At 44.8% G+C, this 22,852-nt stretch carries 23 protein-coding genes; 8 read left to right on the top strand and 15 right to left on the bottom strand.

Features of this window, described 5'->3' with window-relative positions:
* Positions 1–164: 164 nt before the first annotated feature.
* Positions 165–1,451 carry an A/G-specific adenine glycosylase gene (gene mutY, locus RNZ41_RS00715; protein WP_314027336.1) on the top strand — a complete coding sequence of 429 codons (1,287 nt, stop codon included), beginning with the start codon at positions 165–167 and terminating at the stop codon, positions 1,449–1,451.
* On the opposite strand, the gene RNZ41_RS00710 is transcribed toward mutY, so the two are convergent.
* The 4 genes from RNZ41_RS00710 to RNZ41_RS00695 form a co-directional block, all read right to left on the bottom strand.
* Positions 1,434–2,222, bottom strand: coding sequence for a uroporphyrinogen-III synthase (locus RNZ41_RS00710; RefSeq protein ID WP_062333479.1), 789 nt, complete (start codon positions 2,220–2,222; stop codon positions 1,434–1,436). The two genes, mutY and RNZ41_RS00710, sit on opposite strands and share 18 nt — an antisense overlap.
* Before the next feature lie 19 nt (positions 2,223–2,241).
* The gene (gene hemC, locus RNZ41_RS00705) at positions 2,242–3,201 is read right to left on the bottom strand and encodes a hydroxymethylbilane synthase (RefSeq protein ID WP_314027335.1); all 960 of its coding nucleotides are present in this window, start codon (positions 3,199–3,201) and stop codon (positions 2,242–2,244) included.
* A 176-nt stretch (positions 3,202–3,377) separates the two neighbouring features.
* Entirely contained in the window at positions 3,378–4,115 is a 738-nt protein-coding gene (locus RNZ41_RS00700; RefSeq protein WP_309575789.1) for a LytR/AlgR family response regulator transcription factor, read from the bottom strand.
* 270 nt (positions 4,116–4,385) lie between these two features.
* Positions 4,386–5,564: a histidine kinase gene (locus tag RNZ41_RS00695; RefSeq protein ID WP_065253853.1), complete on the bottom strand. Its 1,179-nt coding sequence runs from the start codon at positions 5,562–5,564 to the stop codon at positions 4,386–4,388.
* Between the two features lie 81 nt (positions 5,565–5,645).
* Here RNZ41_RS00695 and argH point away from each other — a divergent pair, with 81 nt between their 5' ends.
* Genes argH through RNZ41_RS00675 form a run of 4 tightly spaced genes read left to right on the top strand, consistent with a single transcriptional unit; the run spans position 5,646 to position 9,017 of the window.
* On the top strand, positions 5,646–7,022 hold the full coding sequence (gene argH / locus RNZ41_RS00690; protein WP_313422010.1) for an argininosuccinate lyase: 1,377 nt from the start codon (positions 5,646–5,648) through the stop codon (positions 7,020–7,022).
* 1 nt (position 7,023) lies between these two features.
* A complete protein-coding gene (locus RNZ41_RS00685; RefSeq protein ID WP_314027334.1) occupies positions 7,024–7,368 on the top strand; it encodes a gamma-glutamylcyclotransferase family protein in 345 nt (114 codons plus the stop codon).
* Positions 7,369–7,389: 21 nt separating this feature from the next.
* The gene (locus RNZ41_RS00680; protein ID WP_007115982.1) at positions 7,390–7,677 is read left to right on the top strand and encodes an oxidative damage protection protein; all 288 of its coding nucleotides are present in this window, start codon (positions 7,390–7,392) and stop codon (positions 7,675–7,677) included.
* A gap of 41 nt (positions 7,678–7,718) precedes the next feature.
* Entirely contained in the window at positions 7,719–9,017 is a 1,299-nt protein-coding gene (locus RNZ41_RS00675; protein ID WP_314027333.1) for an MFS transporter, read from the top strand.
* Positions 9,018–9,158: 141 nt separating this feature from the next.
* Here RNZ41_RS00675 and rplS read toward each other — a convergent pair whose 3' ends face one another.
* From rplS to RNZ41_RS00645, 6 genes are all read right to left on the bottom strand, one after another.
* Positions 9,159–9,539 (bottom strand): 50S ribosomal protein L19, encoded by a 381-nt coding sequence (gene rplS / locus RNZ41_RS00670; protein WP_007115984.1) that lies wholly within the window; start codon positions 9,537–9,539, stop codon positions 9,159–9,161.
* A 124-nt stretch (positions 9,540–9,663) separates the two neighbouring features.
* Positions 9,664–10,434, bottom strand: coding sequence for a tRNA (guanosine(37)-N1)-methyltransferase TrmD (gene trmD, locus RNZ41_RS00665; RefSeq protein ID WP_314027332.1), 771 nt, complete (start codon positions 10,432–10,434; stop codon positions 9,664–9,666).
* A 127-nt stretch (positions 10,435–10,561) separates the two neighbouring features.
* Positions 10,562–11,119 (bottom strand): ribosome maturation factor RimM, encoded by a 558-nt coding sequence (gene rimM, locus RNZ41_RS00660; protein WP_201665363.1) that lies wholly within the window; start codon positions 11,117–11,119, stop codon positions 10,562–10,564.
* 34 nt (positions 11,120–11,153) lie between these two features.
* Positions 11,154–11,411: a 30S ribosomal protein S16 gene (rpsP, locus tag RNZ41_RS00655; protein WP_007115987.1), complete on the bottom strand. Its 258-nt coding sequence runs from the start codon at positions 11,409–11,411 to the stop codon at positions 11,154–11,156.
* A gap of 201 nt (positions 11,412–11,612) precedes the next feature.
* Positions 11,613–11,786, bottom strand: a complete 174-nt coding sequence (locus RNZ41_RS00650) for a hypothetical protein (RefSeq protein ID WP_174901006.1) — start codon at positions 11,784–11,786, stop codon at positions 11,613–11,615.
* Between the two features lie 27 nt (positions 11,787–11,813).
* Positions 11,814–12,920: an RNA-guided endonuclease InsQ/TnpB family protein gene (locus tag RNZ41_RS00645; RefSeq protein WP_314027331.1), complete on the bottom strand. Its 1,107-nt coding sequence runs from the start codon at positions 12,918–12,920 to the stop codon at positions 11,814–11,816.
* Between the two features lie 271 nt (positions 12,921–13,191).
* On the opposite strand from RNZ41_RS00645, the gene hisA reads away from it, so the two are divergent.
* Entirely contained in the window at positions 13,192–13,941 is a 750-nt protein-coding gene (gene hisA / locus RNZ41_RS00640; RefSeq protein ID WP_050325620.1) for a 1-(5-phosphoribosyl)-5-[(5-phosphoribosylamino)methylideneamino]imidazole-4-carboxamide isomerase, read from the top strand.
* Between the two features lie 28 nt (positions 13,942–13,969).
* Here hisA and RNZ41_RS00635 read toward each other — a convergent pair whose 3' ends face one another.
* From RNZ41_RS00635 to RNZ41_RS00615, 5 genes are all read right to left on the bottom strand, one after another.
* A complete protein-coding gene (locus tag RNZ41_RS00635; RefSeq protein ID WP_314027330.1) occupies positions 13,970–14,587 on the bottom strand; it encodes an alpha-ketoglutarate-dependent dioxygenase AlkB family protein in 618 nt (205 codons plus the stop codon).
* A 1-nt stretch (position 14,588) separates the two neighbouring features.
* Positions 14,589–15,461, bottom strand: coding sequence for an alpha/beta fold hydrolase (locus RNZ41_RS00630; protein ID WP_314027329.1), 873 nt, complete (start codon positions 15,459–15,461; stop codon positions 14,589–14,591).
* 171 nt (positions 15,462–15,632) lie between these two features.
* On the bottom strand, positions 15,633–17,498 hold the full coding sequence (locus RNZ41_RS00625) for an ABC transporter ATP-binding protein (RefSeq protein ID WP_312115206.1): 1,866 nt from the start codon (positions 17,496–17,498) through the stop codon (positions 15,633–15,635).
* A 348-nt stretch (positions 17,499–17,846) separates the two neighbouring features.
* Entirely contained in the window at positions 17,847–18,653 is an 807-nt protein-coding gene (locus RNZ41_RS00620; protein WP_138018354.1) for a DODA-type extradiol aromatic ring-opening family dioxygenase, read from the bottom strand.
* 53 nt (positions 18,654–18,706) lie between these two features.
* Positions 18,707–19,111 (bottom strand): DoxX family protein, encoded by a 405-nt coding sequence (locus RNZ41_RS00615; protein WP_095356669.1) that lies wholly within the window; start codon positions 19,109–19,111, stop codon positions 18,707–18,709.
* 163 nt (positions 19,112–19,274) lie between these two features.
* Here RNZ41_RS00615 and RNZ41_RS00610 point away from each other — a divergent pair, with 163 nt between their 5' ends.
* Together RNZ41_RS00610 and RNZ41_RS00605 are read left to right on the top strand one after the other, a co-directional pair.
* On the top strand, positions 19,275–20,123 hold the full coding sequence (locus RNZ41_RS00610) for a LysR family transcriptional regulator (protein WP_314027328.1): 849 nt from the start codon (positions 19,275–19,277) through the stop codon (positions 20,121–20,123).
* Between the two features lie 522 nt (positions 20,124–20,645).
* A complete protein-coding gene (locus RNZ41_RS00605; RefSeq protein ID WP_314027327.1) occupies positions 20,646–22,796 on the top strand; it encodes a circularly permuted type 2 ATP-grasp protein in 2,151 nt (716 codons plus the stop codon).
* Positions 22,797–22,852 lie beyond the last annotated feature (56 nt).

Below are 22,852 nucleotides of genomic sequence, written 5' to 3'. Positions count from 1 at the left end.
GCCAGTTGCATCCTAACAGCAAAAGCAATATCCATGAAGATATTGCTTTTTTTATGCCTATGTCCCAGTTTGAGTCCAGTTTTGTTAAGTCTGTTGTCAGTCACTATTGAATACTAACTAGAAAGTCTTATATAGCTATCACGATATTAACCCGATGGTGAATTTTGAACGCACATCCGAACACCAGCCACTCAATGATGCTAAGTCCTAATCAGCATTTAAGCCACAATCATACCCAAGCGCATACCGAAACACATACCGAAATAGAGCTTGATAGTTTTGCACCGCGTATTTTGACCTGGTTTGACCATAGCGGGCGTCATGATTTGCCGTGGCAGCAGCATCAGCTTGACACGCCAGACCCCTATCCGGTGTGGTTATCTGAAATAATGCTACAGCAGACACAAGTGGCGACGGTCATTCCTTATTTTGAGCGATTTATGGCAAGTTTTCCCACCGTGCAGGATTTGGCAAACGCATCTTGGGAGCAAGTCGCTGAGCATTGGGCAGGGCTGGGTTACTATGCGCGTGCGCGCAACCTGCATAAAGGTGCCAAGCAGCTGGTGGATATCATCGAGCAAACTGGCAAATTTCCGCAAACGGTTGCCCACTGGGAGCAGATTTCAGGGGTGGGTCAATCTACGGCAGGCGCGATTGTGGCGATGGGTGTCAGAGCTGACCAATATGGCGGTGACAGAGGGGTGATTTGCGATGGTAATGTCAAACGTGTGCTGACCCGTTGGGCTGGCATTGACGGCGATATCACCAAAACTGCCACAACCAAAGCGCTTTGGCAACTCGCCGAGCGCCTAACACCGAACCGTGATAGCGGGCACTATGCGCAAGCGATGATGGATATGGGTGCGACGCTATGCACCAAAGCCAAACCTGCCTGCCTACTGTGTCCCGTGCAAGCCGACTGCGTGGCAAATGCCCAAGGCAAGCAAAGTTTTTATCCGGTAAAAAGCAAAAAATCACCCAATCCCTCTAAGTTTTCGCTAGCGTTAAAGCTGGTTTGCGATGACAAAACCTTGTGGCTACAACGTCCTGACACTGGGATTTGGGGTGGACTGTGGTGTTTACCATTGGCCTTTGTCAAAAAACAACAGGGGGCAAAAAACACAGAGGCGCCGCTACTGGCAACCTGGCAGCAAGAGTCAACATTTGAAGCCGAATATAACACCGCTGAGCAGATTATTTTTGCGTTCTTACAAGCCGAGCAACTGCTAAATATCCAGCAGGTTAATTTAGATAGCCCTGATACTGTCAAACATAGCCTTACCCATTTTCATTGGTTTTTGACCCCGCTCATTATGACGCTGACGATTGACCAGGGTATGCGGCTGACGCAAACTCTGCAACAAGCGCTGCAAACGCTGTCATGGGTAGATGATTCAGCGCAAAACAGCTTAGCCAAACCGAAAGCCATGCAGCTATTGGTGAGTGGTTAAAGCTTGTAAAATTGTCGCAGGCATTAAGTCAGGGATAATAGTTATGTTAAGATTGGCCTGCTGTAATAACATTTGCTCTGCAATACGCGACTGCAATACCAAATAATAACAGCTGGCAGCCATTTGAGTGTTTGCTGTTAGTTGTTGCCAGTTTTGCCAGGCGGTCAAACTTGAGATGAGTACAACGATGGGTTGGTTGTGGCTCTGCGTTTGCTGCCAAACCGCAAATGCTTGGGTAGTTGCGCTTGGTAAAACCCGTTGGTACAAGTTTAGCAAATGTACTTGCACACCTTTTGCCGCCAATGTATCCGCCAATAGTTCTCGCCCGCCGATGCCGCGCCATACCTGCAAGTAATCGCCTTTACCAAGCGATTGGATTACCGGCAAATTCAATAGCCCTTCATTGTTTTGCGCGCGTTTTTCATCAGGAAAAATAATGGTAGGTGGTGGCAACTCTGTGAGCTGCTGCCAGGTTTGGTTAAAGTAATTTGCGGTTTTGTCACCCACCGCCACCCATGTAATCTTTTTGGACAATTCCGTTAGCTTGACTAAGGTAGCAAGCCTCGCTAAGCCATACTTTACTGCCGCTTCGCTGACTAGCACCACCACTTGATAACGGTCAATCGATTGTAAACCTGCCTGCTCTGCCACTGTCATCGGCTTTTCTACCAACGTCAACAGCGGCAGGTCAATCACTTTAACGCCATGCTGACGCAAAAATAGACTTAGCGGCTTGGCTCGCTGATCAGGTCTGGTATTGATAAATTGCATGGGTAGGAGGATCTCAATATCAGCCGTCTTGATAAATCTGTGCCAAGATTTTGTCCGCACCTTGTGCAATGAGCGCTTCAGCCACCACCACGCCCACGGCTTCGGCAATTTGCTCAGACTCCCGTGCGTCATCAACTAACGCGTTATGATGCTCTGCTTTTAACAAGGTTTTACCATCTACACTGCCGACCCGACCCTGTAAATAAATTTGTCCATCTTGAATGGTAGCAAAGCCTGCAATCGGTACTTGGCAACCACCCTGCAAATGACGATTCATGGCGCGTTCTGCCATCACGCATAGACGGCTTGGCTCGTCATTGAGCGGTTTTAATAGTGCCAGCACCTCGGCATCATCACTTCGGCATTCAATGGCAAGCGCACCTTGTCCGACCGCTGGCAGACTGATATGTGTATCAAGTTCATGGCGGATACGATCGGTAAGCCCCAAACGCGTCAAGCCACTGGTTGCCAAAATAATGGCATCATACTCACCTGCATCTAGCTTGGATAAGCGCGTGCCTACATTGCCGCGTAAGCTGATAATCTCTAAGTCAGGACGATATTGCTGAATTTGGCATTGACGGCGTAAACTTGATGTACCAAGTTTAGCCCCTTGTGGCAACGCATCTAGACTTTCATAGTGATTTGATATAAAGGCATCGGTTGGCTGCTCACGCTCACAATATGCGCCAAGTGTCAGACCTTCCGGAAGCACCATGGGTACGTCTTTGAGTGAATGCACGGCGATATCGGCACGTTTTTCATACAAGGCTTGCTCAAGCTCTTTGACAAACAGACCTTTTCCGCCGATTTTGGCCAGCGGGGTATCTAGGATTTTGTCGCCTTGGGTGACCATCGGTACTAGATTGACGGTCAGGCTTGGGTACAGCGCTTGCAAACGCGCTTGGATGTGTTCGGCTTGCCACAATGCAAGCGGGCTTTGGCGAGTGGCGATATTTAAAGTGGTTAACGTAGTCATAGCAGTATCTTTTTAGCATTCGATAAAAATGCCTAACTCTCTAAGCTAGGCATTTGTCAGATGGGTATCTGTCAGTGATTCAGCGAGTTAGGCAACAGTATAGCAAAATGTCAGGATAATTTCTCTGACTGCTCGCTAAAGCATACGCAAACATACGAAAGACGACACTACATACACTACATTGATTGGATTTTATCGCGTAGTAATGGCAAATGACGGCGGCTGACGGCAAGCTGGTCAGGCAAACCTTTGAAACGAACTTGGTACTGACCTTGGTCAATCGCTTCAAGCATTTCTAGGTAGTTAAGATTGATTAACGCATTGCGATGTATACGAAAGAACGCATCCCCAAATTCTTGTTCAAGCTCTTTGAGGGTTTCATCAATTAAAACCGTGCCACCTTTATGACGGATTTGCACGTATTTTTGGTCCGCTGTAAAGTAATAGATATCTTGCAGCGCAATCAGCTCCACCCCGCGATGGGTACGCGCTGCAATATGCTGACGATTGGACTGTGCTAACGGGTCTTCTAATCGACTGATTTCATTGAGCTGTGCATTACTAAGCAATGACGCTCTTGATAGTACCTGTAACAACTCTTCTTTGTTGGCAGGCTTTAGCAAATAGCCAATCGCATGTGCTTTGAATGCGGCAATCGCATAATGGTCGTACGCGGTCACAAAAATAATGGCTGGTGGATTGTTAAGTTCATTAAGCTCTTTGGCGCAGCGGATACCATCCATTTCTGGCATACGAATGTCTAACAAAATTACATCGGGTGCGGTTTCTTTGACTTTTGCAATGGCCTCAATACCTGTGGCTGCCTGTGCAACAACCTCATGTCCTTCTTCTCTTACGATACGCGTTAGCCTCTCTCGGGCCAGTGGCTCATCGTCACAGATCACAACTCTCATTGTTTACTCCTTTGCTCCTTTGAGGTCAAAAACACATGTATTTAACCCTACAAGTCTTACTTTCTTCACAATCTAATGCCAAATCCAACACAACCACTTGGTGAGCAATCAAACACTCATAAAATAGCGCTTAACTGATTAGATAAACTAATAAACGCATTGTTTTAAGTAGACGCAAATTAATATACCATAGTTTGTTAGATAAAATGTGAAATGCCGCGTCAGATTGGTGACTTTTTTATGCCAATTCCGACTAACAAAATAAATGGGCTAAAAAGCTGCGACATCCTTAAGGGGGTAGCGAATTTGAGTGATTAACAATTGACCAGATAATTCAAAGTGAATACTGGCTTCATGACCAAAATACTGACGCAAAATTGCCACTTGGCTATTAAACTGCAGTTTTTGGCGAATATCTTGACAAATCAGCTGATACGTTGTTGCCGGTAGCTCAATTTCGATATCAATTTTGGCAACATCGTTTTGCCAATCGATACTAATAATAATGTGAATGGGGTCGGTGCTGTTTTCAACAATCAGTACGATCAGTTTTTCAATCACTATTTGTAGCGATAATGAGGTAATTACCATGTCATAGAGCAAATCTTCATCGGGCAAATGCCAAGTTACTTTCAGCTTTTTATCAAAACGGTATTTTTCGATGCTCAAATAGCTTTCGCATAGCTCCATCTCATCAAGTAGCGCAATCTCACGCGTTTCATCAAAGCTCACCCGATACAGATTCGAGATATGACAAATCATTCTCTCGGCTTCATACGCATCGGTTTCTATCAGATATTGCATAGTATTGAGTAGATTAAAGAAAAAATGCGGGGTGATACGCGCCTTTAACTGCTCGTTTTGCTCGATGAGTTTCTGTTGGTTACGCAGTTCAGCGCGGCGAATATTTTGGTACTGTATCTCAAAAAAGGTGAGCAGCACCGCTATCATCAAAAAGGCACATAAAGTATTCACCAGGGTTTCTAGTATCAGCGTATTTAAACTGACTTCATAGCCCAGTGTGAAAAATAACAGCAACCGACCTAGCAAACTCAGTACCGGCACGATAATAAACGAGGTCGATAGCAGATAGGCGGTGATTTGTTTTGAACGCCAATTAAATTCTCTGAATTTTTTGGCAGAATTCGCCACAAAAACCATTTCACCCGTCACAGTTAAGATAGTAATCACCACCGTTTCAATGCTATGGCGGATAATCAAACTGATATCATTGGTAAAAGTTAAATACGTTAAAATCGAAACCAGTGAAAAAAAAGCGATATAGCTTGCCCACAGTTTGATGGTCTGTTTTTCGCTCAGATTGGGCAGGAAAAAAGTGCTGGTGAGCGGCTCTTTAATCCGCTTGAGTGAAATTTGTGAGGCATCCTCAGTTTTTGCTATACTAGCCCTAGATTTTGCAGAGGGAATTAGCAGCTCTAGCAATCTCATTGTCTTTATTCCTTTCAAACTTACACAAAAAATGGACGTATTATGAGCAATCAAATTTCCGCTGATTCTAGCACATCTAGTATGTGGGGTGGACGTTTTAGCGAAGCCACTGACAGTTTTGTCGCTGAATTTACCGCGTCTGTCGGATTTGACCAACGTTTTGCCAATCAAGACATCGCAGGCTCGATTGCTCATGCCACCATGCTGGCCAAAGCGGGGATTATCACCGAGGCAGACAAAGACCAAATCGTTGGCGGTTTGACCCAAATCAAACAAGAAATCGCCAATGGCAAATTTGTTTGGTCAGTGGCGCTTGAAGACGTGCACATGAATGTGGAGTCTCGTCTGACCGCTATTATTGGCGATGTCGGCAAAAAACTGCATACAGGTCGTAGTCGTAATGACCAAGTCGCAACCGATATCCGTTTATATCTGCGTGACCAAACCGATATTATTTTAGGATTGTTAAAACGTCTACAAACGGGCTTACTGGATTTGGCAAGCCAACATACCGACACTATCATGCCAGGCTTTACCCATCTGCAGACCGCGCAGCCTGTCAGTTTTGGTCATCATGTGATGGCATGGTTTGAGATGCTAATGCGTGATAGCGAGCGCTTGATTGATGGTCGAAAACGTATCAACCAAATGCCCCTAGGCGCCGCAGCGCTGGCAGGTACGACTTATCCGATTGAGCGGGAATTTACCGCACAGCTATTAGGCTTTGAAGGGATTTGTCAAAATTCGCTGGATGCCGTATCCGACCGTGATTTTGCCATTGAATTTGCCAGTAGCGCAAGCCTGTTAATGATGCACTTGTCACGTATGAGTGAAGAAATCATCTTGTGGATGTCAGCGCAATTTGGGTTTGTGGTCGTCCCTGATCGTTTTTGCACGGGCTCATCGATTATGCCACAGAAGAAAAACCCCGATGTGCCAGAGCTGGTACGGGGTAAAGCTGCACGCGTGTTTGGCGATATGATTACCCTATTGACATTGATGAAAAACCAACCGCTGGCTTACAACAAAGACAACCAAGAAGATAAAGAGCCGTTATTTGACGTGGTAGATACTTTAACAGGCTCTCTACTTGCTTTTGCTGATATGCTACCAAACTTGATTCCAAACAAAGAAAATATGCGTGCCGCGACCATGAAAGGGTATGCGACCGCCACCGATTTGGCGGATTATCTAGTGCGTAAAGGCTTAGCCTTCCGCGACGCGCATGAAGTAGTGGGTAAAGCAGTAGCATTAGGTGTGCAAAAAGGCGTGGATTTGAGTGAATTATCGCTCGATGAGCTTCAAGGCTTTAGCGACTTAATTGGTGAGGACGTGTTTGAATATCTGACCCTTGAAGGCTCGCTCAATGCCCGTAACCACATCGGCGGTACAGCGCCCAATCAAGTCAAAATGGCGATTGAGCGTGGGCGTCAGCGTATCGAACAATTAGGTCATTAATATGCCAAAACTGTTCTCGTATGGCACATTACAACAAGAAAATGTACAGCTTGCTACCTTTGGGCGTACACTGGTGGGTAGTAAAGACCAACTCATTGGCTACCAGTTGGGTGAAATTGAAATCACCGATGACGATGTGGTCGCCAAAAGTGGCAAACGTTTTCATCCGATACTACTTAAAACCAATAACCCAACCGACAAAGTGGCAGGTGTGATTTTTGAGATTACCGAGGATGAGCTTGCCCAAGCCGACCGCTACGAAGTCGATGCCTACGCACGAGTAGAAGGTCACTTTGACAGTGGCGCTACCGCGTGGATTTACGCCGATGCAAGAGACATAGACTAGCAACTATTAAAAGGATAACAAATGGAAACTTATAACCCTGCTGACCACATGGTCATGTGCCGTAAATACAAACAAAAGCTACCCAAAATGCCAAAACCGCCGTTTCCTAATAAGCTTGGCGAAGAATTGCAAAACACCGTGTCTGCCAAGGCGTGGAACGAATGGCTAGAGCACCAAACCATGCTCATCAATGAAAATCACTTAAGCATGATTGACCCAGAAGCCAAAAAATTTATTACCGAGCAGCGCAATAAATTTTTGGATAATGAAGACTACGAACGCCCAAAAGGATGGACAGCGCAAAAATAACCTTTAGCATGTATTCAACAAGTCTTTGACAAGGATTTTCAATGTCTCAATCGATTGAAACTATTGACCAAAAAACACGCTTAAAATCTATTTTAGGCGGGTCAGCGGGTAACATGGTCGAATGGTACGACTGGTATGCGTATGCAGCTTTTACCTTATATTTTGCCCCTGTATTTTTTCCAAAAGGCAACCAAACGGCTCAATTGCTGAGTGCCGCAGCGATTTTTGCGGTGGGCTTTGTCATGCGACCGATCGGTGCATGGATAATGGGCGTTTATGCGGACAAGAAAGGTCGTAAAGCAGGTCTTACGCTATCAGTAACATTAATGTGCTTAGGCTCATTGATGATTGCTGTGACACCTGGTTATGACAGTATTGGGATTTTCGCCCCAATACTGTTGGTGACTGCTCGTTTAATTCAAGGTATCAGTGTTGGTGGCGAATATGGGGCTAGCGCCACTTACCTCAGCGAGATGGCGGGTAAAGACAAGCGCGGATTTTTTTCCAGTTTTCAATATGTTACGCTGATTTCTGGGCAGTTAATTGCGCTAGTGCTTCTGATTATTCTACAGCAAGTTTTAACCCCTGCTGAGCTCAAAGCTTGGGGCTGGCGGATTCCGTTTGTCATTGGGGCTTTGTTGGCGTTTTTTGTATTTTATATTCGCCGTGGCTTGCTTGAGACAGAATCCTTTAATAAAGTTGATACCAGTAGTTCGCAAAAAAAATCCGGCGCATTGGCTTTATTTAAAGAACACCCCAAAGCGGCATTTACGGTCATTGGATTGACGGCAGGCGGTACGTTGGCATTTTATGCTTACACCACTTATTTGCAAAAATTCTTGGTCAATACGTCAGGCTTTAGTAAAGAGTCAGCCACCCAAATCACCGCTATTGCGTTATTTATTTTTATGCTTTTGCAACCTGTCGCTGGGGCATTATCCGATAGAATCGGGCGTAAACCGCTGATGATAGGATTTGGTGTGATGGGGGTGTTATTTACTTACTTTATTTTTAGCACCTTGGCAGGCACGACAGACCCGTGGATGGCGTTTGCGTTATGTTTGTTTGGTTTGATAATTGTCACAGGCTATACGTCAATTAATGCGGTGGTCAAAGCTGAAATGTTTCCTGCGCATATTCGTGCGTTGGGCGTGGCGTTACCCTATGCCATTGCTAACACTTTGTTTGGCGGTACAGCCGAGTATGTGGCATTGTCCTTCAAGCAAGCAGGTCATGAAGAATGGTTTTTCTTATATGTGACGATTATGATTGGGATTTCATTGATTGTTTATGCACGTATGAAAGATACCAAAGAACATAGTTTAATTAATCATGACTAGCCCATTAATAAAAGAATAAAGCTAGTCAACAAAAAACCCCAAATAAATCTATTTGGGGTTTTTGCTTTTTTGGTATTGATTAAACCATGACAATCAAAGTTTAACCCATTTAGGCAGATAATAAATAACGCAGTTAAAGCCTTAAGCTTGCGCTTCTTCTTTACGCACTGACAGTTTTTCACGGATACGTGCTGATTTACCAGAACGGTCACGTAGGTAGTAAAGTTTGGCGCGGCGTACATCACCACGACGTTTTACTTCAATTTTTGCAATTTGTGGTGAATGGGTTTGGAACGCACGTTCAACACCTACACCACTAGAGATTTTACGTACGGTAAACGCAGAGTTTAAGCCGCGGTTACGTTTAGCGATAACAACACCTTCAAATGCTTGTAGACGCTCACGGTCGCCTTCACGCACTTTTACTTGTACGACAACAGTGTCACCAGGACCAAAACTTGGTACGTCTTGCTTAAGCTGGCTATTTTCGATTTGTTGAACCAAAGGATGTTTGTTACTCATGAGATTTTCTCCTCTCACTGGGGACAGAGGCTAAGCTGACTAAGGTTGGTTGATGTCAGCAAATGCGCATACTCCCCGCTAATTTTATGTGCCTTGATATCAATCGACACGATTAGGGCATCCGTCAAGTGGATGAATCTGGGTTGCTGTCTTTAGCAGATTGCGCTGCTTCTGTCAGCCATTTTTGTTGCTGTTTGGTTGGCACAAATGCTTGCCACAAATCAGGACGCCTTAACTGGGTGCGTGTTGCCTGCTGAATAAATCGCCACTTGGCGATGTTGGCATGATGCCCTGACAACAGCACGTCAGGCACTTTCATCCCTTGAAATTCAGTCGGTTTAGTATATTGTGGACAATCGAGCAAGCCCTCCACGAAGGAGTCTTGCTGCGCCGATAAATCATCGCCCATTACATTGGGCAATCGGCGTATCACGCTATCCATCAACACCATCGCGGGCAATTCGCCGCCTGTCAGCACGTAATCACCAATTGAGCACTCGATATCGACATACTGACTCAGTAGTCTTTCATCGATGCCTTCATAACGACCACATAACAAAATCAAGCCGTCATATTGGCAAAAATCAAGCACCCTGCTTTCGCTCAGTGTCTTGCCTTGTGGCGATAAATACACCACAGGACAGGTTTTACCGCGCGCATTGGCTTGCGTTTTGGCGTAGTCGATGGCTTTTTGTAACGGTTCTGCCATCATTACCATACCAGGACCCCCACCAAACGGACGCTCATCGATACGCCGATAATTGTCTGTGGTAAAATCTCTTGGGTTAATCAGCAAGATTTCCGCTTGCTTGCGAGCTAGCGCCCGCCCAGTGATGCCAAAGTCAGTAATACTAGCAAACATTTCGGGCAAAATGGTTATTACCGCAAAAAACATACGCTACACTCACTTTAGCTTGGCATTAATAACGCCTTATTGATTGACAAACTCACATCGAATAAACGCTAGGTACCCATCAAGGATGAATACGCAAATGTTAATCATCAATGTTAGTTATCAACGTTTAATAATCACTGCCCCAATCGACCATCAGGGTTTGCTCGGCTAAATTTACCTCGCCAATGGTCTGTTTGTGCCAAGGAATCAGGCGTTCTTCGCCATCCACACTATCAGCAGTCGGCTCGACTACCATAATGGCATGTGCCCCTGTTTCAAACAGCTCTTTTACACGTCCTAAAATGACATTTTCTGACTGGCTAATCACCGTCAAACCAATCAAATCTGACCAATAATATTCGTCTTCTGCAAGCTCGGACAGATTGTTTTTTTCTGCCCAAAGGCTCACGCCAAACATAGTTTCTGCGATATTGCGGTCGGGTACTTCGTTAAGTTGTACCACGTAACCTTTACCTTGTTGTCGCCAGTTTTTTACCGTTAAGGTCTTTTGACCCATAGCAGTATTGATGACCCAAGGCTGCATATGAAATATCGCTTCACGGTCTTCAGTAAAGCTAAATACCCATAGCCAGCCATGAATGCCATAAGGCTTTTTTAGCTCGCCAATTTTAAATAGCGATGCGTTAGCCTCATTGGTATGCAAGTCTGTCGGTTGTTTTGCCATATTAAAGTCCGCTCTACTTAATTTTTATAAAAAATTAAGCAGTTGCTTGTGCTTTGCTAGCTGCTTTAAATAAAGCGGCAACACGGTCAGAAGGTTGTGCGCCTTTGTTGATCCATGCTTGGTAAGCGTCAGCATTGATACGTAATGGCACTTCTTGACCTTGCGCTAGTGGGTTAAAGAACCCGATGTTTTCGATGTAACGACCGTCACGGGCATTGCGTGAGTCGGTTACCACGATTTGATAAAATGGGCGTTTTTTCGCACCACCGCGTTGTAAACGGATAACTACCATAATGTTCTCTCTGTGAATGCAATCAATTGAATCTAGTTCAGTGGTTAGAGCCTAAAAGACCCAAACAATTGAAAAAACGGCATAAATACAGTTTTAGCAAAGTTTAGGTACACCAAAAAGGGCAATAGTTTAGCATATTTTTATCAAAATCAATAGCTTTTTGGGCTAAATTTTGACTTTTTATAGTTAGCGCAAGTTTAATCACATTAAAGCTACGTCATCACCCACAGGTGACCAAGCGCCGCCTGTATTGGCGGCGATCATAATAAGACCTGCAAAATACCATCGCATTTTTTGGTCATTGATGATTTTTGACACCAGTGATACCATCACAATGGTGGTGGTTAATATGTTATGCTCAAAGGCAATCGCCATGTACCCTACTTTGACTTCCTCCCCTTGCTAAAGCAAGGGGATTCCTTCTGCAAGACGGTTAAGCCCAACCGCAAGAATGTTCCGACTGGCATTGATATCTCTATCATGCCATGTGCCACACGAAGCACATATCCATTCTCTTATTCCAAGCGATTTTCTACCTTTCGGACTATTGGCGGTGATTTCACCGCAACACGAACATCGCTGGGTCGTGTATCTCTCATTCACGATTTCAAAACGGCAACCTGCGTTCTCGCATTTGTAGGTCAGTTGTCGTTTCAGTTCAAACCAGCCTGCATCGTAAACCGATTTGGCGAGTTTGCCTTTTTTACTATTAAATTGATTACTCTGAATATCACCGACCACGATTAGGGCATTGTCTTTGACTAATTGGGTGGTAAATTTATGGATTAAGTCTTGGCGTGTGTTTTTGATTTTGGCATGGATCGCTTTGACACGCTGTTTGTTTTTGGCACGTTGGGCGGTGGCTAAATCTTTGGCATATTTGAGCGTTTGCTTGATGGTGAGTTTGTCACCGCTTGAGGTAGTGGCACTGTCTTTAAGCCCTAAGTCAATGCCTACGCTACCCGTTCCGCATTGTGTCTTGGGGTAGTCTTTGACGGTGATACAGGCATACCAACGGTTACGGCTGTCTTGGACGATTTCTAGTGTGTTAATTTGATATAGGCTAAGGTTGTAGCTGTCCCATAGGTCAATGACTAGTTTTTGTCCTTTGGCTAAACTAAGCTGTAAGGTGGATTTTAAGCCCTTTTTGCCTGTTTGGTGGGTAGCAATGTGTTTGATGGCAGATTGTTTAAACGGTAGCCAGCCTAATGATTTACGTTTTGAATTTGGGTTGTTGGTTCGCCAGTTTAGTTTGGCTTTTTTGAATTGGCGACGCGATTTGGCGTGGGTTTCATTGATGGCTTGGATAGTCTGACTGTGTAAGCCAAGTAGTTCACCGCTACCTTTGGTGTAGTCGTTTAGGTCGTAAGCACTAAAGAATTTACCAGTCTTTTTTAGGTGTTTGTAACTCAAGTCATTGACATAATTCCACACGAAATTGACCGCACCGCTTAGGCGGTTGAGTTTATCATTATGTTTGTCTCGTATGCGTAGCTTGAGTGTTTTCATGCAAATTATTTTAGCAAAATTTATGCAAGCGTTATAGTGTATGAGTTGCCTTATATCCACCGCCTAAAGTCGGTGGTTTTACGGCAACGGCTGATAAAAACCCCTGCTATCACCCCGTATAACATTATCACGACCCCTGTTATGCTAATACCCACATGCAAAATATCTTAACCTTAGTTGGCATTATACGGTAAAATTATCGCCAAATTCTAGCGACACGCATTTTGACCGCCCTAGCTCAATTTGCGCCAACTGACAACAGGACAACCCCATGACGACGTTATCAACTACGCCAACTTTAATTATCCCTGCCATTGACCTCAAAGACGGCAAATGTGTGCGCCTAAAACAAGGGCGTATGGAAGACGATACCGTATTTAGTGACGACCCTGTCGCAATGGCAAGCCGCTGGGTAAAAGAAGGCGCTCGACGCCTGCATTTGGTGGATTTAAACGGTGCTTTCGATGGTGTACCGGTGCATAAAGACGTCGTCACCGCGATTGCCAAAGCCTACCCAAATTTACCCATTCAACTCGGTGGCGGTATCCGTAGCCTTGACACCATCCGTCATTATTTAGAAGCAGGCTTGACCTATATTATTATCGGTACCAAAGCAGTCGAACAACCTGAATTTGTTGAACAAGCGTGTCAGGAATTTGCCGGTCATATCATTGTGGGTATTGATGCCAAAGATGGCATGGTAGCGACGCATGGCTGGGCAAATGTGACCGATGTCAAAGCGGTTGATTTGGCAAAACGCTTTGCCGATGCAGGCGTATCTTCTATCGTCTATACTGATATTGCGCGTGATGGAATGATGCAAGGCGTCAATGTCGAGCAAACAGTCAACTTGGCAAAAGAAGGCGGTATTCCGGTGATTGCCTCAGGTGGGGTGACGGATTTACAAGACATCGAAAATCTAAAACCCTACAGTGATTATCTTGAAGGTATCATCACAGGGCGTGCTATTTATGAAGGTACTCTCGATATTGCTGCGGCGCAGGCGCTTCTCGATAGCTAGCAGGCGCTACTCGATAGCTAAATGATATTTAATTCGCTATATGACGGAAGGTCAGATTAATTCTACCTTCCGTTACTTTTTTGGTTTTAGGCAGACTGTGTAACCAATGGCGCTGGGTTTGTCCGCGCATGACAATCAGCTGTCCATTTTGCAAGGGAATCTCGACTTTTTCCTTGGTGATGCGGTGCTTAAATACAAATTTACGGGTTGCCCCTAATGAAACAGACGCGATAATAGGCTCATTCCCCAGTTCGCTTTCATTATCAGCATGGTAGCCCATACCATCATCGCCTGTGGGGTAATAATTAAACAAACAGGCGTTAAAATTTGCGCTCATATGTTGCTCAGCCAGTAGCAATTCTATGTACTGTTTTAATGCCAAAACATCCGCAGTCCAAGGCGTTGCCGTCTTGCGTTGTCCAGAATAATGATAATCGTTTTCACTCATCCACACGATTTGGCGGTGGGTGACATGGGTTTTGCCAAAAATTGTGACAACGTCAGGCTGCCAAGGTAACTGCGTTAAAAAATGCCGATAAAGCGCATTGGGCTCATAAGCGGGGTTGTCAAAAACCTGCCCAAAATCATTGACAATGCCATCATAGGGCAACAAATTCTCGTTGGGATTGGCGGCAAATAATGTCATGTTAGCTTGTCAAATTCAGCTTTTGAAAAATGAGCTTGGCGCATAATTCTGGTGCTTCAAGTGGCAGTAAATGTCCATAATCATTGAGCACCGTCATTTGCTCATTGGGCACGAATTTATCCCACATCTGACGCACTTGTTGACTGATAAACATCGACGGCTTACCGATGATTAACTGCACAGGCACTTTGTTGTCGGCAATAAGCTGTTGCAACGGCTTCATAATCAGCGGTGTGCCAAAATAATTGGCGAGTTCTTGCTTGGGTGAAAAACGTAACGTAAGTTCAGCCCGCTCACTTGGCTCTAGACTATTTTTGGCATAAATTAAAAGGTGTTCATCGCTGATACGTTTGTACGCTTTATGACGGCGAAGAAACTGATAATACGCATCCACACTGTCCCAGTTGGCTTGTTTGACTTGGGTACTTTTAAATGGTTCTCGGGTCATTTTCACCACGCGTGGCACCAGGCCATAAAGCTTGCCTTGCTGAGTGGTAAAGGTAACAGGGTCAAGTAAGTAAAGCGCGCTAAACAAATCTGGGCGTTTGGCAGCTGCGATGGTGGTGGCAGTTGCCCCTTGTGAGTGCCCGATACCGATGATTGGTTTGTCCTGGGTTTTTTGCAAAAATTCTATTAAGACATCCGCATCTTCTTCACGAGTCATTTTGTCCGCGGTAGGTTTATCGTACCATTCACCCCGCATGGTTAGCGCGGTGATGTTAAGATGTTGCGCTAAGTCGTTCAAGAGTGGCTCATAGACGCCTAATGCAAAGCCATTACCGCCGTAAAAATGGGCATTCTGGCTGGCGGTGGGGTTTTTGATGTTATAGTATTTGGCGTTTTTGCCATTTAGCTTGATGCATTGTTCTTCCATGCCAATTGTCCTAATTAATCACTTTTTTAGCCACTTTTTAGTGACTAAAAGGTGACTTGGTTACTTGATTATAAGACCCAGTGAAAGGTTATGGCTACCCCTTTTGTGACTTGGCATTCACCCTTGCCCTTGGGCGGTATCAAATCTAGCGTAAGTTAGCACTGCCTTTATTTAATCATCTTCCCCTAAGAACCCACCACTTTGTCTTGCCCATAATTTGGCGTATACACCATTTTGAGCTAAAAGCTGGGCATGGCTGCCTTGTTCGACAATTTGCCCTCTATCCATCACTACCAATCTATCCATCGACGCAATTGTCGATAATCGGTGAGCAATCGCAATCACCGTCTTGCCTGCCATCATATCGTTAAGGCTGTCAGTGATAGCGTATTCCACTTCGCTATCGAGTGCTGAGGTCGCTTCATCGAGCAGCAAAATCGGGGCATTTTTGAGCATCACTCGAGCGATGGCAATGCGCTGGCGTTGTCCGCCCGAGAGCTTGACCCCTCGTTCACCGACTTGGGTATCCAAGCCGACATTGCCTTTTGCGTCGCTTAAATGTTGGATAAACTCCCACGCATGCGCTTGTTTGGCGGCGCTGATGATTTGCTCATCGGTGGCATCTGGGCGACCATAGGCAATATTTTCTCGCACGGTGCGGTGTAGTAATGAGGTATCTTGAGTGACCATGCCAATTTGTTGGCGTAAGCTCTCTTGGGTGACATCGCTAATGTTTTGATTATCAATCAAAATCGCGCCCCCATCGACATCATAAAAACGCAGTAGCAAATTCACCAAGGTTGATTTACCTGCCCCAGAGCGCCCCACTAGACCAATTTTTTCACCTGCTTTAATTTCAAGGTTAAAATCATCGAGTAGTTTTTGCTTGGCATCAGTGTCATTGGTTTTATTGCCACTGCGACCATAATTAAAATCGACATGGCTAAATTTGATTTCGCCTTGCGTGATGAGTAAATCCCTAGCATTCGGCTTATCTACCACGGTATGCGGTTTTGACAAGGTTTTCATGCCGTCCTGCACGGTACCGATATTCTCAAACAATGCCGCCGTTTGCCACATTATCCAATGGGTCAAGCCGTTAAGACGCATCGCCATCGCAGTCGCTGCCGCAATCGCCCCCACGCTTAGGCCATTGTAATACCACAGGTACAAACCGAGCGCTACCGTAGTACCGACCAATACCACATTAATCAAATGATTGACCAGCTCAAGGCGGGACACCCAGCGCATTTGGTCATGCACCGTATCCAAAAACTGGCTCATCGCATCTTTGGCATAAGTTAGCTCACGGCGAGAGTGGCTAAATAATTTTACCGTCGTGATATTGGCATACGCATCCGTAATCCGCCCTGTCATCAAGGCACGCGCATCGGCTTGGCGACTGGCAGAGTTTTTAAGCTTGGGGATAAAATACGCCACAGTGGCAAAGAACATCACCATCCATAACAGAAATGGGATGAGTAACCAACCATCAAGGTGAAATAAAATAATGCCACTACTGACAAAATACACCAATACATACACCAGCATATCGGCAATGGTCATAATGGTATCGCGCACCGCAAGCGCGGTTTGCATCACCTTGGCAGATACCCGCCCGGAAAACTCGTCTTGATAAAACTGCATGGATTGACCGAGCATTTGACGGTGAAAACGCCAGCGCATCTGCATCGGGAACACGCCTTGCAAGGTCTGAAAATGAATCAGCGAACTTAACCCAACCAAAATCGGGCTGACCACCAACACGGCCGCCATCATTAGCAAACTATCGCCTTTTTCTGCCCACAGATTAGCGGGCGTATAAGCACCCAGCCAGTTGACGATATCGCCAATCCACTTATAAAGTAGCGACTCATACACGCCTATCAAGCCTGTCAAGAACATGAAGGCAAAAATCCAACCACGCAGACCCTTGGTACACGCCCACAGAAACTTCAGAAAATTATCCGTCGGTAGGTTGTAATTGTCTTCTGGATAGACTTCCAGACGATTTTCAAAAAAACGAAATAAACCCATAATTGATTATCAGTAGTTTAAAATTATCTGTGTTATTTTAGCAGATATTGAGGATTGATAGCAGGGTTGCCGACGGCTAGCTACAATCCTTTACATACAAGTAAACAATTTTCAACTTAATCCTAAGAGGTAGTTATCAAAACTTTTTTATCGCCATAAAAAAGCCATTATTCTAGAATAATGGCTTTTTTTGAGGCTTTTTTTGAAGCTTAGTCAACCGCTACAATATTGGGTAAAAGTGCTAAAATAAAGCAATACAAATGATATTTTTATGAAGCCTTATAAAGTTTGTGCGATAGATTGATGATAAGGCAAATTTACTGCGGTTAATTCGCCTTTTTTTATCCACTAATCAAACCGATAAATATCCATACCCAGATTATAGTGAGCAAAGCTTTCATGCACCACCGACATCACATCCCCTGCGCCCCGCGCAAAAAATACAGGCAATAAATGCTCGGGCGTTGGGTGATTGTGGCGAGCCAAGCTATGCGTCTGCCAATCAAACATCGTTTTGTCATTGGTTTTTAGCTGATCTATTATCCAGTGTTTAAAGGTTTTGGCTTGCGGCTCAATCTGTTGGCTGTTAAAACGCACGCCATACAAGTTATGGGTAATACTACCCGATGCCACAATCAACACCCCTTGTTGCCGTAGCGGCGCAAACAACTGCCCAAGCTGATACAACTGACTAGGGCTAAACCCGTGTGGCAACGACACCTGCACGATTGGCACATCGGCATTGGGGTACATGTGTAGCAGCGGTGTCCAGACACCATGATCAAATGGTTGATTGTCGACCACTTTAACCGCCACTTGCATTTGCGCTAGCTGCTTGGCTATACTTTGCGCAGCCGCGGTATGACCGGCTGCGGGGTACTGGATTTCAAATAGCGCTTTAGGAAAACCGCCAAAATCATGCAAAGTGCTGGGGGCTGGATTGGCGTTGATCAGCCACTCGCCACTTTCCCAGTGCGCCGACATGATGATGATAAGCTTTGGCTTGGGTAAAGCTGCGCCGAGCTGACGCAGCGCCTGAGTAAACGGCGTATCTTCGATCGCAATCGTCGGTGCCCCATGCGAGATAAATAAACTCGGTAGCGTTGGCTTGTCAATGTTTGCGCCGAATACATCAGTTAATGTTAAACCCTTCATGGCGACCTCCTATTGTTATCACCTAAGATTTTGATTACCTAAAATTTTATTAACTAGGCACTGACCGCTTGTCCGCGATTATCAATGGAGAAAGCACCCGCGCCTGCGACAGATAAGTATAAGAAAGCAAAGCTATACAGCACAGCGGCTTCCCCTTGGTTGAGCAGTGGCAACCAAAAATTATCAATGCCCGCGTGCATCATAAAGTACGCCACTGCCATTTGACCTGACAGAATAAAAGCGACAGGACGCGTGAACCAGCCCAAAATCAGTAACACGCCACCGACCAATTCTAACACGCCTGCTAAGCCCATCAGCGAAAACAATTGCAAGCCATCAAACATCGCCACATGCGGCACCCCAAATAATTTTGCCATGCCATGTAGCATAAAGGTGTAGCCCAGTACGATGCGAAGCAAGCCAAGTACATAAGGTTGGTATCGAGAAACATTGTTCATTGTTGTGTCCTATTAGTCTAAAGTTAAATTCATGAATATATGTGATGACGCCATTATATTGATATCTTATTAAGAGAAAAACACATAAAATATTGATATATTATTTCTTATTAGTTGATAATTGACATGACGCATTCAAGCGTTAACTCACTTAAGGATACGTATGGATACGCTCAAAAGCTTGCAAGTGTTTCGCACCATCGTAGAAAAAGGCAGTTTTACCAAAGCCGCTGATGCACTCGATATGTCGCTTGCCATGACCAGCAAACACTTACAACACCTTGAAGCCTATGTGCAAGCCAAGCTGTTACATCGCAACAACCGTAATTTGAGCCTCACTGAAGTCGGTCAACAATACTACGCAGAAGCAGTACACGCCCTAGATATTTTGCAGCAGGCAAAAACCAAGGCACACGATGGCAGTGTATTGCCGGAAGGAAAACTGCGAATCATTGCACCGGTATGGTTTGCCACACCCTATTTTGTCAATCTGCTTGCCAAATTCCAGCAAGATTACCCAAAAATTGAGCTAACAGTTGATTTGGAAAATCGCTTCACCGATTTGATTGCTGCGGGCTATGATCTAGCGCTGCGGGTGGTCAACACGCCACAAGATAATTTGATTGTGAAACCGCTCGGTAAAATAGATTTTTATTATGTCGCAAGTCCGCGTTTTCTTGCGCAGCACGAGCCGCCTACGTCTGTAGAGGCGCTCACTAACCTGCCAGGGATTTTACCCAACTATACGCACATGGCAACCACACTCAAACCCTATAACAGCAGTAATAACACCGTGATGATGGCACAGATGGCGCTGACAGGCATGGGCGCTGCGATATTGCCCGAATGGCTGATTGAGGATGAGACTGCGCAAGGACGACTGGTCAAATTGTTTGAGCAGCCATTTAGCAGCGTAGCGATTTATGCGGTCTATATGAATCGGGCATTTTTAAATTTAAAAATACGCTTATTAATTGATTTTTTGGGGGAGAACTTAATAAAAAACGATTAGCGTAAAAAACGATTAGCCTGTTAACTGCTTTTACCCTTTAGGTCACGAGCCTTAGGTTCGAGTAATCAACGAAGCCGGCATCCGACTGGTTCAGGTTGTTTGAATTGTACAAGTTGGGTATTGACTATTGCTATTAGTATGCGCATTATCTGATTATGTATTGCAATAATTTTTAATAAAAAAATTTTTCATATAACAACAATTTAGTAGAAAAATATTCGTTTAATTTTTCACCAAAATATTTCTCTTGCATCAATTTGGTTCATGTCATGATTTTTATGCGCCTATGGCATAGATTTTTTGTTTTACACTGCACCAACTTCAATAATTCGATTAATTTTGGGGCAAAATTGAGCGATTTTTAATCTATTTTTCAACTATTTATGCCTTTTGCTTTGTTTTTTTTGGCATGAAACTTGATGAATTATTTAATAAGTTATTTATAGAATAATCTGTCAAGAAAATGTCTGCCATCGTGAGGCAAAAACTATTCCATCTTTTGTCATACATAAGGAGCCAATAATGCCAATTGCCAAAGCATTTGATGAACTGCAACTCGCCGATGGGCAATATAGACATTCGGCACAACAGGTGGGTGCTTGGCTTCAAGAAATGAATTCAGACACGTTAATTAGTTTGAATAACCAAGCATCGGATATTTTTTATCGCCGCGGCGTGACCTTCACTGTGTATAGCGATGCCAGCAACATTGAGCGCATGATACCCTTTGATATCATCCCGCGCATCATTGACATCCAAGAATGGCAAGTGATGGAAAAAGGCTGCCAACAACGTATCCGCGCGCTCAATCAATTTATCCATGATATCTATCACGAACAGACGATTGTCAAAGAAGGCATTGTGCCAAGCGAGTTTGTGTTTAAAAACAGTGGCTACGAGCCGTGGATGCTGGGTATCAACTTGGATAAACCCGTCTATGCCCATATCAGCGGCATTGATTTGATTCGCGACCAGCACGGACAATATTGTGTGCTCGAGGACAACTTACGCACCCCTTCTGGCGTCTCTTATATGCTCGAGAGCCGCAATGTGTCACAAACCTTACTGAGTAAACTCTACCAATCTCAATCGGTGTTGCCGGTGGCGGACTATCCAAAACGGTTAAAGGCGTGTCTATCAAGCACCACCAACAAATACGACCCACAAATCGTGGTACTCACCCCGGGACGTTTTAACAGTGCGTATTATGAACATGCGTTTTTGGCGCGTGAGATGAATGTGCCCTTGGTGCATGGCTATGATTTGATTGTAGAAAACAACCATGTCTACATCCAAGGGGTACGCGGCAAGGTACAAGTGGATGTGATTTATCGCCGTATTGACGACCCATTTTTGGACCCGTTGGCGTTTTTGCCCGATTCAATCTTGGGGGTGTCAGGGCTGATGAGTGCGTATCGCGCAGGCAATGTGGTGATAACCAACGCCCCAGGCACAGGGATTGCTGACGATAAAAGCCTTTATCCGTTTGTACCCAAGATAATTGAGTATTATTTGGGTGAAAAACCGATTTTACCCAATGTGCAAACCTATCAATGCAGTGATGCCGATGAATTGGCATATGTGCTCGACCATATGCCAGAGTTGGTGATTAAAGAAACACAGGGCTCGGGGGGATATGGGATGCTGATAGGACCGACGTCAAGCAAAGAGCAAATTGCCGCTTACCGCAAACGTTTACTAGACAATCCAGCAGGTTTTATCGCCCAGCCGACCATTAGCTTGTCCACCAACCCAACCGCGGTTGCCAGTGGCATCGCACCGCGCCATATTGATTTGCGTCCTTTTGTATTGTCACATGGCGATGGCACAGTGGATATTGTGCCAGGCGGATTGACGCGAGTGGCAATGACCGAAGGCTCATTGGTGGTCAACTCATCCCAAGGCGGTGGGGTAAAAGACACTTGGGTGGTCGATACCGTCAATGGCAAACTCAGCGGCAAACAAGGCCCCGCTCATTTGGGCACCATTCAAACCAACCATGAACGAAAATCGCAATCATCGACTTTATTGGCGTATGAAAATATCAACCATAATCGCTTAATTTTACTGTTATCAACAGCGAGCTACTTAGTGTGGCTAGGTCGATACAGTGAGCGCTTACGCTACTATGAACAAATCATTACACGCCTGTCAAATGACCAGTGCAGCCAAACAGATGTCGATGCAATCGTGCACAATCTTGGCTTGCCGATTTCAGCCGATGCTGATGCCCTATATGACTACCTTGCCAACAAAAAGGTGCCTGAAACCATTGGCTTTATCGAGCAAAATGTCCAAGACGTCAAAGGCGTTATTGGCAAAGATACGGCTGAACTTTATAACCTTATCAAACGGTTAGCCAATACAGGAGCGTACCGCGCTGCTAGCCTACAGCTCTATGCCTGCAATGCGTCGATGCAACAAGAAAACCCGATTGTGGTCACGTTTTGGCAACTCGGACAATGTTTTGAATCGCTGGACTGTCATATATTGATGAAAAAAGATTGCCGTGAGTGCGTGCAAAAACTTAAAGAAGTTGTTAATACATTGCCAGAAAACACCCGCTGGCGTGAGCTGGATCGATTGGTCAACCAACTGTTAAAGTCTAATCAACCCAAAGATTTTCAGTCACTATCGGGCGCGTTTTCAAATATTTTACAGCAAGGTGTATAAGCCAAATCTATTAGATGACTACCATCATTTTGACAAAAATAAGCAGTTAGTGAGAG

The organism is Moraxella sp. DOX410 (assembly GCF_032248735.1).
GTDB lineage: Bacteria > Pseudomonadota > Gammaproteobacteria > Pseudomonadales > Moraxellaceae > Faucicola > Faucicola tetraodonis.
The sequence above is the reverse complement of the archived record's forward strand: the minus strand, read 5'-3'. Positions and strand labels throughout refer to the sequence as shown.